Source organism: Bacillus sp. FSL R5-0593 (assembly GCF_038603755.1).
GTDB classification, from domain to species: Bacteria; Bacillota; Bacilli; order Bacillales; family Bacillaceae; genus Bacillus; species Bacillus velezensis.
On the sequence record NZ_CP152011.1, the window covers coordinates 236,235 to 255,575 of the forward strand.

5 protein-coding genes are annotated in these 19,341 nt (G+C 39.0%); all 5 read left to right on the forward strand.

Features of this window, described 5'->3' with window-relative positions; all coding sequences use genetic code 11:
- Positions 1-27 precede the first annotated feature (27 nt).
- The 5 genes from fabD to NYE36_RS01265 all read left to right on the forward strand — a co-directional run bounded on the left by fabD (position 28) and on the right by NYE36_RS01265 (position 19,341).
- Positions 28-1,281 carry an ACP S-malonyltransferase gene (gene fabD, locus NYE36_RS01245; RefSeq protein ID WP_033575111.1) on the forward strand — a complete coding sequence of 418 codons (1,254 nt, stop codon included), beginning with the start codon at positions 28-30 and terminating at the stop codon, positions 1,279-1,281.
- Between the two features lie 43 nt (positions 1,282-1,324).
- Positions 1,325-6,097: a type I polyketide synthase gene (locus NYE36_RS01250; protein ID WP_061861109.1), complete on the forward strand. Its 4,773-nt coding sequence runs from the start codon at positions 1,325-1,327 to the stop codon at positions 6,095-6,097.
- Positions 6,098-6,281: 184 nt separating this feature from the next.
- Entirely contained in the window at positions 6,282-11,072 is a 4,791-nt protein-coding gene (locus tag NYE36_RS01255) for a type I polyketide synthase (RefSeq protein ID WP_113766584.1), read from the forward strand.
- A gap of 21 nt (positions 11,073-11,093) precedes the next feature.
- A complete protein-coding gene (locus tag NYE36_RS01260) occupies positions 11,094-12,617 on the forward strand; it encodes an FAD-dependent oxidoreductase (RefSeq protein WP_053573785.1) in 1,524 nt (507 codons plus the stop codon).
- A 97-nt stretch (positions 12,618-12,714) separates the two neighbouring features.
- The gene (locus tag NYE36_RS01265) at positions 12,715-19,341 is read left to right on the forward strand and encodes an amino acid adenylation domain-containing protein (RefSeq protein ID WP_342496874.1); all 6,627 of its coding nucleotides are present in this window, start codon (positions 12,715-12,717) and stop codon (positions 19,339-19,341) included.

The window sequence follows — 19,341 nt, forward strand, 5'->3', positions numbered from 1 at the left end:
CATTATAGAGACTTTGGAGGTATTTAAATGTCGAAAATAGGTTTTTTATTTTCAGGACAAGGATCTCAATATGCAGGAATGGGCAAACGTTTATGTGACAATTTTATTATCGCTAAAAAAACGTTTGACGAAGCCAGTGATGCATTGGGATTTGACCTGAAGAAATTATGTATAGATGGAAGTGCCGCTGAGCTATCTCAAACAGAAAATACTCAGCCGGCCATCCTGGCAACAAGTATTGCACAATTCAGAATCTACATGGAAGAGGTCGGAAAAGAACCTGAATACATCGCCGGCCATAGTTTAGGAGAATATTCTGCCTTGGTTTGCAGTGACGTTTTGGATTTTCAGGACGCTGTAAAGCTGGTGAGAGCCAGAGGATTATTAATGAAAGAAGCTGCCGCACAAGGGACCGGAGCAATGGCTGTTATCAGGAACCTGGATGAAAGAATAGCAGAAGAAGAGTGCGAATCTCTCTCTTCAAGAGGAAAAACGATTGCTGTTTCTAACTACAATGGATATAAAGATGTTGTGGTATCCGGAGAAGCGGCAGCAGTTGAAGAGCTTAGTGAAACTCTTAAAGCCAGAGGAGCAGACATTTTTAAATTAAATGTAAGTGCTGCTTTTCATTCTCCGATCATGGGTTTTGCTGCGGAAAAATTCAGCCATGAGCTAAAAAAGTATGATCTCAGAACTCCAAAATACAAAGTTTTATCTAATGTGACGGCTCTTCCATATTCGGATAAACAGCAAATGGCTGACATACTGGGAACTCAAATCGTAAAACCGGTAAATTGGATGGGAATCATGAAGTATTTAGAAGCAAACCATACTGATACTGTGATTGAATTTGGACCGAAATCTGTATTAAGGAATCTTGTAAGAAACAATATCGCTGACATCAAATCGTACAGCTATGACAAAGAAGAGGACGTGAAAATTATAAAAGAGACTCTTTTGAACGAATCTGTTTCACTGCAAGCCGGTTTTTCTATTATCTCGAGAAGTTTAGGGATCGCGGTTGCTACTAAAAATTACAACTGGAACAATGAGGAATACGCCAAAGGTGTAATCGAACCATATGAAAAAGTAGCTGCCATACAGGCTGAACTTGAAACATCAGGTCGTCAGCCGTCAAGAGAACAAATGCATATGGCAGTAGAAATGCTGAAGTCAGTGTTTCGAACCAAAAAAACCCCTATAGATGAACAGAAAAAAAGATTTAATCAATTATTTTCTGAAACAAACACAAAAAAACACTTTGAAGACTTTGAAGTTTGACAGGTATGATTACCTATCTAGTGATTCTCAGCGAGGTAAAAAAATGAAAACAGACTTTATAAGTTTAAGTAATTTAAAAGCGGCCGCTTTTACAAATCAAACTCTGAATGTAAAGAAACAAAAAAACGAGGAAGGGGCCAAAGACATTTCCGGAGATGACATTGCCATTGTCGGTTTATCATGCAGAATCGGCGAAGCCAATCACGTAAATGAATATTGGGATTTACTTTTACGAGGAAAAGAGTTCATCAGAGACATTCCGCTGAACAGAAAAAAAGATGCTGACCAGTCATTAAAAAACAGCGGAACCAAGTACAGTAAAGATGCAGCCTATACAAAAATAGCCTATATGGATGAGATTGATAAATTTGATTGTGACTTTTTCAGTATCCTTCCAAATGAAGCAAAGTTGATTGATCCCAGACAAAGATTATTTATTGAAACGGCCTGGAATGCATTGGAAGACGGGGGTTACGGCGGCGGAAAATTATGTGGGACAAATACGGGAGTATACATTGGACTCAGCAGTGACGGCTCAAATGAATACTTCAGATTGCTTGAAAAAGGAGATCAATCGTTACTCGGACTGGCTACCGCGGGTAACATTAAATCAGTTATCGCAAGCAGACTGTCATATATCTTGGATTTTAAAGGGCCAGCAATGGTAATCGATACTGCATGCTCTTCATCGCTTGTCGCCCTCCATACGGCTTGTCAGGCAATAAGAAATAAGGATTGCGATATGGCATTAGCCGGCGGAGTGAACATAAAAGTATTCCCCAAGACAATAGAGGAGAGCAGGTTAAATATCGGGAATTCTTCATCTGATTTTGCTGTAAGGACTTTCGATGATTCAGCTGACGGCACGAATAGCGGCGAAGGAGTCGCTGCCGTATTGCTGAAGCCGCTGGCCCAAGCGATTCGTGATCATGACCAGATCTATGCAGTCATTAAGGGGAGCGCTGTTAACCAGGACGGCAGCTCAGTAGGAATTACCGCTCCTAACGCAGCAGCTCAAGAACAAGTAATAGTAGATGCGTGGAAAAATGCAAAAATAGATCCTAAAACAATTACATATATTGAAGCTCATGGGACAGGGACCAAATTAGGGGATCCGATTGAAATAAATGCGTTGCAACGGGCTTTCAGAAAATATACAGACCGAAAACAGTTCTGTGCCGTATCTTCAGTCAAAACAAACATCGGGCATCTTGATAGTTTGGCGGGAATAGCGGGTTTAATTAAAGCGGTAATGGCATTAAAGCATAAAAAAATTCCGCCAAGTTTACATTTTAAAGTGCCGAACCGAAATATCAATTTTCATGAATCGCCTGTTTACGTCAATGACTCCGTTTCAGCATGGGAGAGCAGCGGAGTATACAGGTGCGGCATCAGCAGTTTTGGGCTGAGCGGTACAAACTGTCATGTCATTTTAGAAGAGGCACCCGCAGTTGAAAAAGTCGATCAATCCGTTTTATCTGAACATATTTTTACTGTTTCAGCTAGGACTAAAACATCACTCGCGCACTTGCTTACAGATCATATAGATTATTTAAAGAGAGAAACAGATGTGAATCTGGGAGATATATGTTATACAGCAAACACTGGGAGATTGCCAAACAAATACAGAATCGCTATGGTAATAAGCTCTGTCGCGGAACTGCTGGAAAAGCTGGAGTTTTTATCATGCTCTGAATGGAAAACGTATCGGGAGAAAAATATATACTTTCAATCGATAACAAATCAAACAAAGTTTATAGGAAAAACGCATACAGACAGTGTGCAGAATACTCAAACAATAAAAAATGTGATTCAAAGAGTCAGACAAAACGTCTCTAATATTTCAACCTCTGACTCACATATTTTATGTGAAATGTATTGTGATGGGGCGAATATCAACTTTGAAGATCTTTATAGCGAGATGAATTTTCAAAAGGTCAGCTTGCCGACATACAAATTCAGCGGAAAAAGATTATGGGCTGAGCCGGCTGCAGACGGCCCTTCAGCCGATGAGAAAAAACAATCTTTATTGAGCAATCTTGCAGTGCAGTCACTGAATCTGGAAGTGTATATATCCCATTTGAATGTCACTGATTATTGGTTTTTAAATGAACATAAAGTGAATGATTCTTACGTTATCCCTGGAACGGTTTATATAGAAACAGCTAGAGAAGCGGGAAGAAAATACTTCGGCGAACCTGTCGGCATTCTGTTAAAAGACGTTACGTTTTCAAATCAGTTAAAGGTAAAAGCAAATGAAGTTAAAGAAGTTCATACGATCATAAAGAAAAAGGACAGCGTTTTAGAGTTTAGTGTGATAAGTAAGTCCGGCGATAAATGGATAAAGCACGCGGAAGCGGTCATTGCGAAAGAAGAACCGGTACGGGAAACATATGACATTGAGGATTTAAAGAAAAGCTTCAATGCTGTCTATGCCATTCAACGTAATAATCATCCATTGACAGAAATAAACACCGATGAATACAAGTCGGTTTATCATATAGAAGATACCAATAGACCGGAAAGCATCGTTCAAGTCGGAGGCAGATGGAAATGCACCAATGCAATCTACAGAGACGACGACAGGCTTCTATGTGAATTGGAATTGCCGAAAGAATATGAGAGTGATTTCGTTCAGTTTTCGCTTCATCCTGCGATGATGGATTGTGCCGTTAATGCCGGGACATTCACGATAGATAACGAAACCTATCTCCCTTATTTTTATAAAGAATTTAAGATTTATGGCTCCGCTTCTAAAAAGTTTTACAGTTATATCAAGAAAAAGAGCCGAAGCAACGGAGAAACAGGAACGTTTCGCATCGTCCTGCTGAATGAGACTGGAGAAGTATTCGGTGAAATAAACAATTACATCGTAAAAAGGGTGCATAAAGCAGCTGAAAAGACTAAAAGAAACAATATATATCATAAGCTATCTTGGATAAGAGAAAGCGATCAATCACACGAGATGCGAGAAATTCATCATCCTATTTTATTATTTAAGAATAATGGCTGCAGTTTATCCGAGGAAATCATTCGAAGCTTAGAACTGGAAGGGAAAACTGTGATTGTCGCGGAACAGGGTGACTATTTCTCTAAAATCGGAAGCCATCATTATACAGTCAGTGATTCTCAAGAAGATTATGACTGTCTTGTAAAAACTCTTCAAAGTGAAAAGGTTTCTCAGATTGTCCATTTGATGTCTATCAGCGATGAGAAAGACAAAAACATATATCAGCTTCAGAAAAAAATATCCTCAGGGGTAGACAGTTTATTTTATTTAACAAAATCACTTGTAGAAAATACAAAAAATAACATAGAACTGATGCTGTTTGCAGACCTTGCACATCAAGTAAGCGGTGAAGAACCAGACATTAACCCGCATAACGCGGCATTTTTCGGTTTTGGAAAAGTAATTGAAAAGGAATATTCGCGTGTAAGTGTCAGATGCATAGATTTGGATCAAAATCTTATGGCGGAAAACATCATGTTTGAAATCAACTCAAAAAAACAGTCAGAGCTTGTCGCTTACAGAGACCGGCATAAATACGTTCAAGAGCTCCAGACTGAAGACTTATCCGTAATTCGGGAAGGGAAAATAAGCATCAGAAAGAACGGTGTATATGTTATTACCGGCGGTATGGGCGGACTGGGATTAGAAATGGCCAAGTATTTATCATCAAAAGAAAATGTCCAATTAATCCTCATTGGACGCTCCGAGCAGCAGATCAACATGGAGAAGGGAAACAAAAAGAAAATCGATGCTCTAAAAGAAATAAAAGAAAGCGGTTCTAAGGTAGATTACTATAAGGCCGATGTCGCAAATGAAAGTGAAATGATTCATGTATTCGAGGAAATAAAGAGTAAATACAATACAATCCACGGTGTCATACATAGTGCTGGTGTTTCTGGAGATGGGTTTATTTTCAGAAAGGAAAAAAAAGTGTTTGATAACGTGCTCAGACCGAAAGTTAATGGAACATGGATATTAAACGAGCTGACAAAGCATGAGCATCTGGATTTCTTCATAATGTTTTCTTCTATCACAGCACTTGCGGGGAGTATGGGGCAGGCTGATTATACTGCGGCTAATGCCTACTTGGATTCCTTCGCAGAACGCAGACAGCGAAGAAGACCGGATGAAAAAACAGTTACGATTAATTGGTGCGGCTGGTCTGATGTGGGTATGCTTGCCGAATATATTGAAGAGCGTCAAAAGGCCGGAAACGAACATAAAGATGAAAACGGCTTTAAGACGATTACCTCAGCTGAAGCGATACGTGCCTTCGATGAAGTCATGCAAAAGGACATCCGGAATGTGATCATCGGGGAAATTGATCATCGGGTACTGGAATTAAATCAAGATCAAATTCAGTTCCGATTATCCCCGGATATTTTGACTTTTAAGGAGCAGGCGATTGTAAAAAAATCTGTTGAGTCGAAAACTGATCAGACATTTTGCTTCAGCGATATTGAAAATAAACTAATGAAAGCTTGGATAAAAGTTTTAGGCTTAGAACAAATCAGTATAACTGATAAATTTTATGATTTGGGCGGAGATTCAATATCCGCGATATATCTGGTAAAAGAAATAGAGAAAGAATGGCCTTCTCTCATTGATGTTTCTGATATTTTTACGTATCCCTCCATTAAGGAGATGTCAACCTACCTTGAATCCCACTTCAGTGATCAGAAGTCTTCTGACCGAATCCCTGAAGAAGACAATGAAGATGACCTGGATGCAATTTTGAATAAGCTGGCATCCGGAGAGATGGAAGTCAGCGAAGCAAATCAAATATTTCATCCAGACCGAAAATAACTGAATTGGGCCTGTAAAAATATATTCGCAAATGGAATATTGGCAGGCTGCGAATGGAATGAAGAAAAAGCAGCCTGCCTATCACATTATTATGGGAACTGAATTCCATTTTAAGGTAAAATTGTAGATCTTATTACCCTTCCTATCAAAAATTTTCTTAGAAAGAAAGCGGGAGTGATCCGTAATGAATAGCGTTCAATCTTATATATTTGAACAAGTGAAACAGCATAAGCTAAGCCAGAAAGAAGCAAAGCGAATGCTAAAAGAATTAAAGGCTGCAAGCAGCAATGAAGATATTGCTATCATTGGAATTTCCTGCAGACTGCCGAAAGCAAACAATACAGATGAATACTGGCAGAATCTGATGAATGGAGAAGACTGCAAGGCGGAATATCCAAAAGATATGATCAATTACATTAAGCCGATCGTAAACAATAAAGGGTTTACTGATTTTCTCGGTTCAGGATATCTGACGGAAGAACAAGCAGATAACTGGAAACCTGGCGGATATTTAGAAGATGTAGACAAGTTCGATCCTGAATTTTTTAATATTTCTCCTAAAGAAGCAAAGGCCATTGACCCGTCTCATAGAGTATTGCTGGAGACGGTATGGACTGCGATTGAAGATGCAGGGTATGCAGGGGACAAAATTTATGGAAGCAACACATCGCTCTTTGTTGGAAAAGACCATGTCAATAATACGTTGTACCGCTACATTACAGAATCAGAATCGACAAGTATGACGGGCAACTGGCCGGGTTTGATGGCGGGGCGGATTAATTATTTATTAAATTTAAAAGGAAGTTCTATGGTTTTGGATTCTGCTTGCAGCTCGGGGCTGCTTGGTGTGCATCTTGCCTGTAATGCTTTGAAAAATAAAGAATGCGATATGTCTATTGTCAGCGGAATTTCATTAGGATTCTTTCCGCGCTTCAAAACGTCCAAAAAATCAATGATGGAATCAGTAAGTGATAAAGTACACTCATTTGATAAAGACGCAGACGGGACATTTTTCAGTGACGGAGTAGCGGCAGTCATCTTAAAACCTTTAAGTAAAGCCAAGCAGGACGGAGATCATATTTATGCTGTTATCAAAGGGAGTGCAGTTAATAATGACGGGGCCTCAAACGGATTGACAGCTCCAAATGCCATCGCCCAGGAAGAAGTACTGGTTCAGGCATGGGAAAATGCTCAAATTGATCCCGAAACCATTCAATATATCGAAGCGCACGGTACAGGCACAAAGCTTGGAGATCCAATTGAAATAAAGGGGATTTCCAATGCGTTTTCAAAATATACGGACAAGTTGCAGTTTTGCGGGATCGGATCTGTTAAATCTAATATTGGCCATACTGTTGCCGTTTCGGGTTTGGCGTCACTTATCAAGATCGTTCTGTCTATGAAGCATCAAGTCATCCCTCCGAGTATTAATTTTAAAGAACCGAATTCATTGATTAACTTTGTGAAGTCACCTGTATTTGTTACAGACAAAGCCCATGAATGGCCTAAAAATAACTCACCGAGGAGAGCGGGAATCAGTTCTTTCGGCTTTGTGGGGACCAATTCACATGTAGTGATTGAAGATGCTGGAGATGAGGTTGAAGAGGTCATTCCTGCAAATGAAACATTTGAGATATTTACTTTATCAGCTAAAACAGAGAATTCTTTAATGAAACTCATCAAGGAATATAATGAATTCTTTAAAAAAGGAACTCAAAAAAACGTAAAACACATTTGCTATACGGCAAACACAGGGCGGGGCCATTACGGCTACCGATTGGCTCTGATTGTAAAAAGTTACGAAGAATTAAAGAGAAAAATCGGCAGGCTTGCAGGACAAAACCTGAATGAAATATCAGAAAAAGGCGTATATTTTTCTTTCCATAAAGTTGGTTCTGATAGAAAACAGATTATGGATGAAGGAGAAATTTCCTTATCTGAACATCGAAAAATGAATGCTCAATCTGACAATTTGATACATGACATTCTTACTGAAGGGGATGAATATTTACTGCTAAACCTTACGGAAATTTGCAACCTGTATATCAGAGGAGCAAAAGTAGAATGGACAAAAATGTACAAGGATGAGCACAGAAAGATTGTCAGTCTTCCGACATACCAATTTGAAAGAACATTATGCTGGGGAGAAGTAAAGGACAGAAGAGGTGAAGCGCCGCATCAGAAAAATATCAGTCACCCGCTGATTGACCAGTGTTTGGCTGATTCAATGAATGAGACGATTTATTCAACGACATTTAATGTGAATAAGGATTGGGTTTTAAGTGACCATAAAATCATGGGGGCTTGTGTTATTCCGGGAACGACTTATATCGAAATGGGAAGAAGAGCAAGTGCCACTTACTATAAAAGCAATCAATTAGAATTACGAGATATTATCTTCTTCACTCCGTTAACGGTAAATGAGGGTGAGAATAAGGTTGTACACACAATCATTAAGAAAAAGAAAGAATTTATTCAATTTATAATAGCCAGTCAGGAAGGAGAAACCTGGATTACACATGCAGAAGGAAAAGCGTTTCCATTAACGGACTCTGTATCAATGTTTGATTTAGACTCTGTTAGGAATGACAGTAACAGAGAGAAGATAAAAGTCAATTATGAAAATAAAAATGGTTTAATCAGCAAAGTCTTTACTTTCGGACCGAGGTGGCTGAACTTCAAAGAAGTCATACTGGGCCCTGATGAACAATTGGCCGAATTAAAATTGGCTGATGAATTTACAACAGATTTAAAAGACGTCTTTTTACATCCCGCTTTGCTAGATAATGCGGTGAACGTGTTTATTGGAGAAGATGATGACGATAGTACATTCCTTCCTTTTTCATATAAAAGTGTGAAGATTTACTCAAGAATGCCGCAGCATTTTTATGCGTTTGTCAAAAAGAACGCAAGCAGCAAAGAGACAAAGCTGTGTGATATTCAGTTAATAGATACAGAAGGACATGTTTTTGCAGAAATCACCGATTATGTATTAAAAAAAGTAAATCGGATTAATGCCCTTTTTGAAGAAAGTTCTGAATCACTTTATCAATTAAAATGGATGGCGCAAGAAGCTTTTGAAGAAGAAAAAACAGAGGTAACAGGTCCTGTACTGTTATTTAAAGACAACATGGAAATTTATAAATCTATACTGGAACAGTTGAAAATTCGTGACGATGATGTTATTGAAGTGGAGTTTGGGGATGAGTTTCAGAAGATAAATGGGCGGAAATTTCTAATTAGCGGATCAGAAGAAGACTATGTTCAATTATTGCATAGCATAAACGATCAAAATATCAGCAGCATTATACATATGTCTTCTATCAGCCGCCAAGGAACGGAATCATTAACAGATTTAGAAGACATGCAGAATAAAGGCGTATACAGCCTGTTCCGCTTAGTCCGGGGGTTAAGTAAGAATAAGATGAAAAGCAATATTAATTTGCATCTTATTTCTGATCTTGTGACAGAAGTGTCCGGAGAAGAAAATACAATCAATCCATTGGGCGCCGCGTTGTTTGGTCTGGGACGTGTTATTTCGCAGGAGTTCCAAAATGTTTCATGTAAAGCAATTGATATTGATGAACATACTTCACCGGAAATTATTAGTGAGGAGTTAAGAACAAAAGGGAAACACTATCAAGTCGCCTTTAGGGATGGTAAGCGGTATATCAGTCGGTTGGATACGGTTGAACCAATAAAGAATAAGAAACACGGCGGTTTGGAAATTAAAGAAAACGGTGTCTATATGATTACCGGCGGCACCGGCGGAATCGGTTTGGAGATCGCAAAGCACCTGGCTGGAAAACATAACGTCAATGCTGTATTGCTCAATCGCTCTAAACTGCCTGATCAAAGCCGATGGGACGACATCATTGCTGATGGAACGGATTTAAAGCTTTGCAGAAAACTGAAGTCCATCAGAGCTATCGAGTCAATGGGTTCTAAAGTTGATTGCTACAGCTGTGAAGTTTCTGACTTAAACAGCATGGGGCCGGTAATTGAAGAAATAAAACAGAAATACGGTACGATCAATGGCGTGTTCCATTGTGCCGGAGTTGCCGGGGACGGTTTCCTCTTTAGAAAAGAAGCTAATATTTTTAAAGAAGTGCTCGCTCCTAAAATTAATGGAACATGGGTTATCAATCATTTAACGAGAGACGTAGATTTAGATTTCACGATTTTGTTCTCCTCAATTAATTCTATTTTCGGAGGTGCCGGACAGGGAGATTATACAGCTGCAAATGCTTATTTAGATTCCTTTGCTTATATGCAAAACAAACAGGGAAAAAACACGCTGTCAATTAACTGGCCGGCTTGGGATGAGGTCGGCATAGCTGTCGATTATGGAATTACTGATGAGAGCTCTATTTTCAGATTATTGACGGTAGAAAGGGCTATTTCCGTTTTAGAAGAAATAGCATCGAATAAGCTTACTAATATCATTCCAGGTACATTAAATATGAAGCTCCTCGCTTTTGCGAAGGATGAATTGTCTTTTGAATTATCTGAGCAAATCAAAAACAAATTAATAGATAAAAACAGGACAAAAAACGAAGCAGAAAAACGTCGAAGAACAGATACTGAAGATATAGTGCTGAAAGGAAAGGGAGAACTTTACTCCGATACCGAAAAAAGTATTGCGCAAATGTACTCTATGGTTTTGGATATGCAAGAGCTAGATTTATATGAAAGCTTTAGCGCCATGGGCGGCGATTCTATTATGGCAACCCAACTGTTAAAACTGATTAATGAACAATATCCTGACATCGTGGATATATCCGATATATTTACATATTCCTCTGTAGTGGAGCTATCAGAGTATATTGACAAGCAGCTGAATAAAGATTCACAGCAAGAAACGGAAGAAGATACTGCTGAAAATCGGCTTGAGCAAGAACTCAACAATCTATTTGACGACCTGGAGAACGGCAAAATCAATATACAAGAAGGATTGAAAATTCTAGAAAACTAGTTACGGAAAAGGGGAAAAATAATGAAGAATACAGAAGAAAACAAGACTGCAATCATAATCGGAGGCGGTATTGCAGGAATGGCCGCGGGCTGTTACTTGCAAATGAACGGATACAGCACGAAAATCTTTGAAATGGGTTTGCTGCCGGGTGGTTTATGTACCGGCTGGAAGAGAAAAGGGTACTTTTTTGACGGTTGTATCAGCTGGCTGGTCGGTTCAGGACCTAACAATACGTTCCATAAATTTTGGAAAGAACTGAACGTAATACAAAATATGGAATTCATTAATGATGAAGAATTTGCGGTTGTTAACTTTAGAAATGGTGATACATTTACGCTGTATGCAGATGTAGATAAATTAGAACAGGAGTTTTTAAGAGTTGCACCTGAAGATGCGGAAACAATTAAGCTTTTAACTGATGGCATTCGAGTTGTTTCTGATGTAGAGCTGGATTTGGATAAAGCGCCCGAACTGTTCGATTTAGCAGACTTTGAGGCCTTCAAAGCAAAGGCTGGCCCTTACATGAAAGTAATGGGGCAATGGGGAAAAGTGACGATCAAAGAATTCGCCCAGCGCTTTAAAAGCAGTTTTGTAAGAGAGAATGTAAATCGTCTGTTTTGGTTTAATGTAGATACCCCTATATCTTATTTTATGGCTACTTTAGGCTGGGCTAATAGCAAATCTTCAGGACATCCTGTAGAAGGTTCTCTGCAATTCGCAAAAATTATTGAAGCTAGATATGTTGAATTAGGCGGTGAGATTCAATATAAATCACCTGTTTCTAAGGTTTTAGTAGAAAATGATAAAGCGATCGGAATAGAGTTGAAAAACGGGCAGTGTCATTATGGAGATATCGTCATTTCAGCAGCGGATGGCTATAAAACTATTTTTGAAATGCTGGATGGAAAATATACAGATGATGAACTGACATTTTGTTATGACAACCTTAAAACAAGTGCACCGCAAATTTATGTCGGATTGGGCGTATCAAAAACGTTTGAAAAATATCCTCATTATTTGAGCCTGGAATTAGAACAGCCTCTTAATAGCTATGGCTGTGACAACGTTAAAAACATATTTGTGAAAATATATAACGAAAATCCTTCCTTCGCACCTGATGGCAAAACGAGTATTATCGTGTATGCGAAAACTTCTGCTGAATACTGGGAGACTTTGCAAAAAAACAACCGCGAAAAATATGAAGAAGAGAAAAAAGCAATTGCGAATGTAATGATTGATGAATTAGACAAATGGTTTGGTGAAATTAAATCAAATATTGACGTGACTGATGTATCCACCCCATATACGATCAGAAGATACACAAATAATAGAAATGGAAGCTGGCAGGGCTGGGAAAAACAGATGGAAGGCATCATACACGAGAAAAAACTGAAACGTTCACTTCCCGGACTTAAAGACTTTTATATGGTTGGGCATTGGAGTCAAGTGGGAGGAGGTCTTCCGAGTGTTGTCTTACAGGCAAGAAATCTAGTGCAGGTGTTATGTAAAGAAGATGGAAAGGTGTTTGAGACAAAAATTAACTAATTCAATAAGCTGCTTCTTCAATTGAAGCAGCTATTCTATATATCCATGATGCTTCTCATATTTTATATAGAATCAAAATCGATAGGGGTGATTAATCGTGGATGATATTTCGATTATAAAACAATATGTATTGGAGCAAGTAAAAGAGCAAAAAATGGACAGGGAAATGGCTTTGCGCATTTTGAAAGGATTATCAGATAAGTCCAAGAAAAATCAATGTGATATTGCCATTATCGGCATATCCTGCCGTTTCTCAAAAGCCAATAATGCAAAAGAATACTGGCAAAACATTATGAACCGTGCCTCATGCATCCGGGACTTACCGAAGAAGCGGCGGAAAGATATTGATCCATTGCTGCCCAGTGCGAATGAGAATTCTTATTTTAAAGCGGGTTTCTTAGATGAAATTGATAAGTTTGATTCATCATTTTTCAGAATTTCGCCAAGAGAAGCCATGCTTATGGATCCGAAACAAAGATTGTTTTTGGAGACAGTTTATCACGCTATTGAAGACTCCGGTTATGCTGGGAACAAGTTACAAGGTTCGAATACAGGTATTTTCGTTGGACATGATCATAGCGGTGACTTGAAGTTTTCCTATGCTTCCCTAGTAAATGATGCGGATATGATTGCAATGACAGGTACTTATCCCGGCATATTGGCAAGCAGGACCTCCTACATTTTTAATCTGAAAGGGCCAAGCCTGGTTGTTGATACAGCCTGCTCTTCCGGACTCGTTTCGGTTCATCTTGCTTGTGAGGCACTTAAAAATGAAGAATGCAGCATGGCTATAGCGGGAGGCGTTAATTTATTTCTAAGACCTGAAAATATAGGTACGATGAGCGAGATAGAAGCGGAAAACGCTAAAATCAGCATTTTTGATAAAAATGCAAAGGGGACAGCATGGGGTGAGGGGATTTCTGCTATTGTATTAAAACCTTTACATAGAGCAATAGAAGACAGAGACCACATATATGCTGTCATTAAAGGGAGCGCTACGAATAATGACGGGGCTTCTAACGGAATCACCGCTCCTAATGCTGAATCACAAGAGAAATTGATTACGCGTGCCTGGAAGAATGCGAATATTAGTCCGGAAACTATTTCTTATATTGAAACGCATGGAACAGGCACGATTTTGGGAGACCCGATTGAGATCAAAGGGATAACGAATGCGTTTAAGAAATATACCGATAAAAAGCAGTTTTGCGGTATAGGTTCAGTCAAACCCAATATCGGCCATACAGTCGGGGCATCAGGCATGGCGTCTCTCATTAAAGCATGCATGGCTTTAAAAGAGAAGGTCATCCCCCCAAGTATCAACTTTAATGAACCGAATCCTTTAATTAATTTTTCGAATTCACCTGTTTATGTGAATGACATGATAAGAAATTGGGAAAAAGGAGAGACGCCAAGAAGAGCCGGTGTAAGTTCGTTTGGCTTCAACGGAACCAACTGTCATATTGTATTGGAAGAAGCACCTGGAATAATAGGTGAGACTGAACAGAGACAGGTAAAAGAGGTATTCACTCTGTCTGCAAAAAATAAGTCCATCCTGAATGATATTGCATCAAAGTATCTTCATTTTATCTCGGAAGAAAACAATTTGAATCTCTCTGATCTTTGTTATACAGCGAATACGGGAAGAAGACATCTGGAGAATAGAGTGTGTTTTCTCGTAAAAGACATCGAAGATCTGAAGGAAAAACTTGAAAGTCTGCTCGAAGCGCCGGTTCAGCAAGAAGAAGCTGCATTTTCTTTTAAGCCCGATAGAGATCTAAGTACCGCTGCTGGAGAGAAACTTAAGGCTTATAATGCAGGCGGGAGAACAGATGAGAGTCTTCTGATTGATATAAGCAAGCTCTATGAAAAAGGTGCAGAGATCGATTGGGAAAAGATATATGAAGGAGAAAAAAGAAGAAAAATCAGCTTGCCGGGTTACGCATTTTTGCGGGAGAGACATTGGGTGAAACTGCCTGAAAAATTACCGATAAGCAATGCACTAGATAACCCCTCAGTCAACAAGCCTCAAATAATAAGACTGAGTGGCAGGGAAGACGGCTGTTATTCAGAAACAGAGCTAATGGCAGGACAAATTTGGGGAAATGCCCTTGGAATCAATCCGATCGATGTTACATCCGATTTTTATGAAATGGGCGGAGATTCAATCATAGCAATAGAAATCATCAACTTTATCAATAAACAGCAAGGAACGGAGCTTTCAGTTTCAGACTTGCTAAAGCATTCGAATATAAAACTCTTTTCAGCTTATTTGGATGAATATTCTCTGAGGAAGACAAATGATGTGAATGTGATTCCCAAAGCAGGCGATTTTGAGTGGTATGAGGCATCATCTGCACAGAAAAGAATTTTTATTCTAGATCAATTAAATAAAAACAGCACTTCTTATAATATCCCGTTCTTTTTAATGATTGAAGGAGAGTTGGACGATAAACGTTTAGAAGATGCGTTTAAAAAATTAATAATCAGGCATGAGGTTTTAAGAACGTCCATAGTTTTAAGAGACGGGCAGCTTGTGCAAAACATAGAAAAAGACGTTCGATTTAAAATGGATAGAATCAAGACCTCCGACGAAGAATTAGAGAGCCTTATGGCTAATTTTGTCCGCCCGTTTGATGTAGAAAAGGCTCCTTTACTGCGTGCAGGATTAGCCGAGATTAGTCATCAAAAACATCTTTTAATGATAGATTTACAGCATATTATAGCGGATGGGGCGTCTATCCCGATCCTCCAAAGGGAATTGATAAATTTATACGAAGGCAACGAACTGCCGCCATTGAACATTCAATTTAAAGATTTTGCGAAATGGCAAAATGAATTATTTCATACTGAAGAAATGAAAAAACAAAAAGATTTTTGGTTAAATGAGTTTAAAGGAGAAATTCCCGCTCTCAATCTGCCCGCAGATTTTTCAAGAGAAGCCGAACGAGATGATCAAGGTGAACGAATCTATTTTTATGCAGGAAGAGAGCTGACCGCCAAGTTAAAAGAATTAAACGCAAAACAAAAAGTCACCCTTTTCATGACTTTAATGGCTTCATTTAATGTGCTTCTCCATAAACTTACTGGTCAAGAAGATATTATTATCGGCACACCTGTAGCCGGAAGAAAGCATAAAGAATTAGAAAACATGATAGGAATGTTTGTAAATACGCTGGCACTGAGAAATAAACCATCTGCCGACAAAACATTCAAAGAACTGCTTGAAGCCGTTAGGGATAATGCGCTTCTGGCTTATGAAAATCAAGATTATCCTTTTGAAGAGCTTGTAGACCATTTGAACCTTGAGAGGGATATAAACCAGAATGCTCTTTTCAACGTTATGTTTGTCCTTCAGCTGATGGATAATCCGGCAATTGAAGTAAATGGGCTGAAATATAAGCCGTATCCTTACGAAAACAAAACAGCCAAATTTGATCTTTTGCTTCAAGCATTTCCTTCAGAAGAGGATATCAAGTTTGAGTTCACTTATTCATCAAACTTGTTTAAGCGCACAACTGTAGAAAAATTCTCACATCGATTCTTAATGATTCTCAATCATATTGTTGAAAGTCAAAATGGACTAATCGGGGAGATTAACATTTTAGAAGAAAATGAACGACGCGAGATGTTGAGTTACAGTGGCAGTGGAAGATCACTGAGAAGCAGAGGCGCAGATGCATCTATCTGTGAGCTTTTTGAGAAGCAGGCGGAAGCAACGCCGAATCAAATAGCCGTGTCTGCACAAGACGGAAGCTTAACTTATAGTGAGCTGAACAAAAATGCAAACCGGCTTGGAAGAGCACTCATTCAAAAAGGTATCAAAAAGAATGAAGCAGTGGGCATAGCTGCAGACCGAACCACTGATTTTATCATCGGAGTAATGGGAATTTTAAAAGCGGGAGCAGCTTATCTGCCAATTGATCCATCATATCCGCAAGAAAGAGTTGAGTATATGCTCAAAGACAGCGGGGCCCGCTTGTTACTGACGGATCGTAACAATCATTGTCAAAGGTACGGAGTAGAAAGTGTTTGTCTGAATGAATTGGAAACAGTTCCAGACGACGGGAGAAATGTTAAAGGAGGAGCGGAACGGCACAGCCTTGCCTATATCATCTACACTTCTGGATCAACGGGACACCCAAAAGGTGTGATGATCGAACATAAAAGTATAGTGAATTTAACAGAAGCCCTGCATGAACGTATCTACTGCAAACATGGCGGGCGGCAGAATGTAGCGTTGTTGGCACCCTTTTCCTTTGACGCTTCTGTCAAACAGATTTTTTCTGCGCTGCTTTTGGGACACTCTCTTTACATCATCTCTGAAGAAGCCAGGCATGATATCACGAAACTTGCTGAGTTCTATATCCAAAATAAAATAAATATTTCTGATGGAACACCAGCCTATCTCAGCCTGCTCTCTGAGTCTCCGCAGTGTGGCCGTATAGGTGTAAAACATTTTATTATAGGCGGCGAAGTGCTTAAACCTGAAGAAGTAAAGCGTTTTTATAAAGTATTTAAGAAGAATGACCGTCCTTATATAACAAATGTATATGGACCGACGGAATGCTGTGTTGATGCTGCATCTTATACGATAAACCCAGATAATATTTCCAATATAAAGAGGATCCCTATCGGCACGCCGATAAAAAACTGTTCTATCTACATACTAGATAAACAGCAGAAGCCTGTGCCGCCGGGAGTTATCGGAGAGTTATACATCGGAGGGGAAGGAGTTGGACGGGGTTATTGCAATCGTGAAGAACTAACCGAGGCTAAGTTTATCCCGGATCTTGTTCATTCTGGTGAGAAAATGTATAAAACCGGAGATTTAGGCAAGTGGAATGAGGATGGGAATATAGAATTTGCCGGAAGAATCGATCGTCAAGTAAAAATCAGAGGATTTAGAATTGAACTGGATGAGATTGTAAACAGACTGCTGTCTCACCAAAATGTTCAAGAAGCGGTTGCGATTGCTCACAATGATCAGATATATGCCTATACAGTATGTAAAGATACGCAGCCGCCTTCTCAGCTAAAAGAATACTTATTGGAATATCTGCCGGAATATATGGTCCCGACAGTCATTATGGGCATAGATAAAATTCCGTTGACGAACAATGGGAAGACTGATGTAAAACGTTTGCCGCTACCAGCTGAAAATAATGCCGAGCTGCATCACTTTATTGCTCCGAGAAACGAGATTGAACGAATCGTCAGTGAGGTCTGGTCCGACATTCTTGAAGTTTCTAAAATCAGTATAAAAGATAATTTTTTCGTTTTAGGCGGAGACTCAATTAAAGCCATACAAGCAGCGGTCAGAATGGAAAAATACAATCTTAGGCTGGAAGTGAAAGACATTTTTCATTACCAGACAATCGAAGGAGTTTCGAATAAAGTCAGTTATATAACAACGGCATCTGATAACAGTGTGATAACGGGGGAAGCCGGTCTTGTGCCAATTCAATGCTGGCTGGCTGAACGCCATAATGATACTCTGCACCATCGGAATCTTTCTTTTATGCTATACAGGGAAGCCGGGTTTGGCGAAGACATTGTAAAAGACATTTTCACCCGGATTATTCAGCATCATGACAGTCTGAGAACAGTATTCAAACGTAAAGGCGATAGAATGGTACAGGTAATCAGAGGCCTGACGGACGGCGACTTGTTTGACTTTCATCTGATTAATGCAATAAACATGCCGCAATCAGATTTAAAAATGAAAATAAATCAAATACAAGCCAGTATGGATCTGACTCACGGACCGCTTGTTAAATTGGCACTGATTAAGGAAGCAGATGGGGAACATCTGTTAATCGTCATTCACCAAATGATAATTGATCATATGTCTTGGAGAATACTGCTTGAAGATTTTAATACAGCATATCAGCAAGTTAAAAGTAACGAAGACATTGTATTACCAAATAAAACCGATTCGTATTTAAAATGGTCTGATTATCTCTATAAATATGCTGAAAGTGAACGGCTGTTGTTTGAGAAAGAGTATTGGACAAAAATCGAAAATGTTTATGCTCCGTCTATTCCGGTTGATATTCAGGGGCAAATTGCCAAAGTCAAAGATAACAGACAAGTATACAGGCAGTTTAATGTTCGGGAAACTGAAGATATAATGAATGCGATTCAAGGACAAGATCATTTCACTATTGAGACTGTTTTGCTCACAGCTTTAGGTTTGACAATAAAACATCAAACAGGCAGTAATACATCTCTCGTGCACTTAGGCAACCATGGCCGCACTCATCAGAGTGAGAAGCTTAATATCTACAGAACAGTAGGCAGATTTTCTGCAATCTATCCAGTGGCTTTGGAGGTCTCCGATTCAGATCATATCGGTTCGAGTTTAGATAATGTTAACTCGACCTTAGCCAATATTCCTGATCAAGGGATAGGATATGGTATTTTAAGATATTTAAAACAAGGTATAAAAGAGAAATCAAAACCAGACATTTCATTTAATTATATGGGCGAATTTGATAATGAACTGCACACAGAAAGCTTTACGGTCTCTCCGCTTTCAACCGGGAATGATATAAGTGAAGATGAAATTTGGAATTACAAGTTTAAGTTTATTGTGTTGGTAAGAGAGAAAAAATTAAGCATTGGAATTGAATATAATCAAAATCAGTACCATAAGAGTACTGTAGAAAATCTGCTCAATCAGTATATGCATTATATCAAAAAAGCAGCAGAAACCATTTAA

Coding starts and splice junctions, on each gene's coding strand:
- NYE36_RS01260 (WP_053573785.1), top strand. CDS start 11,094: ATGAAGAATACAGAAGAAAACAAGACTGCAATCATAATCGGAGGCGGT.
- NYE36_RS01250 (WP_061861109.1), top strand. CDS start 1,325: ATGAAAACAGACTTTATAAGTTTAAGTAATTTAAAAGCGGCCGCTTTT.
- NYE36_RS01255 (WP_113766584.1), top strand. CDS start 6,282: ATGAATAGCGTTCAATCTTATATATTTGAACAAGTGAAACAGCATAAG.
- fabD (WP_033575111.1), top strand. CDS start 28: ATGTCGAAAATAGGTTTTTTATTTTCAGGACAAGGATCTCAATATGCA.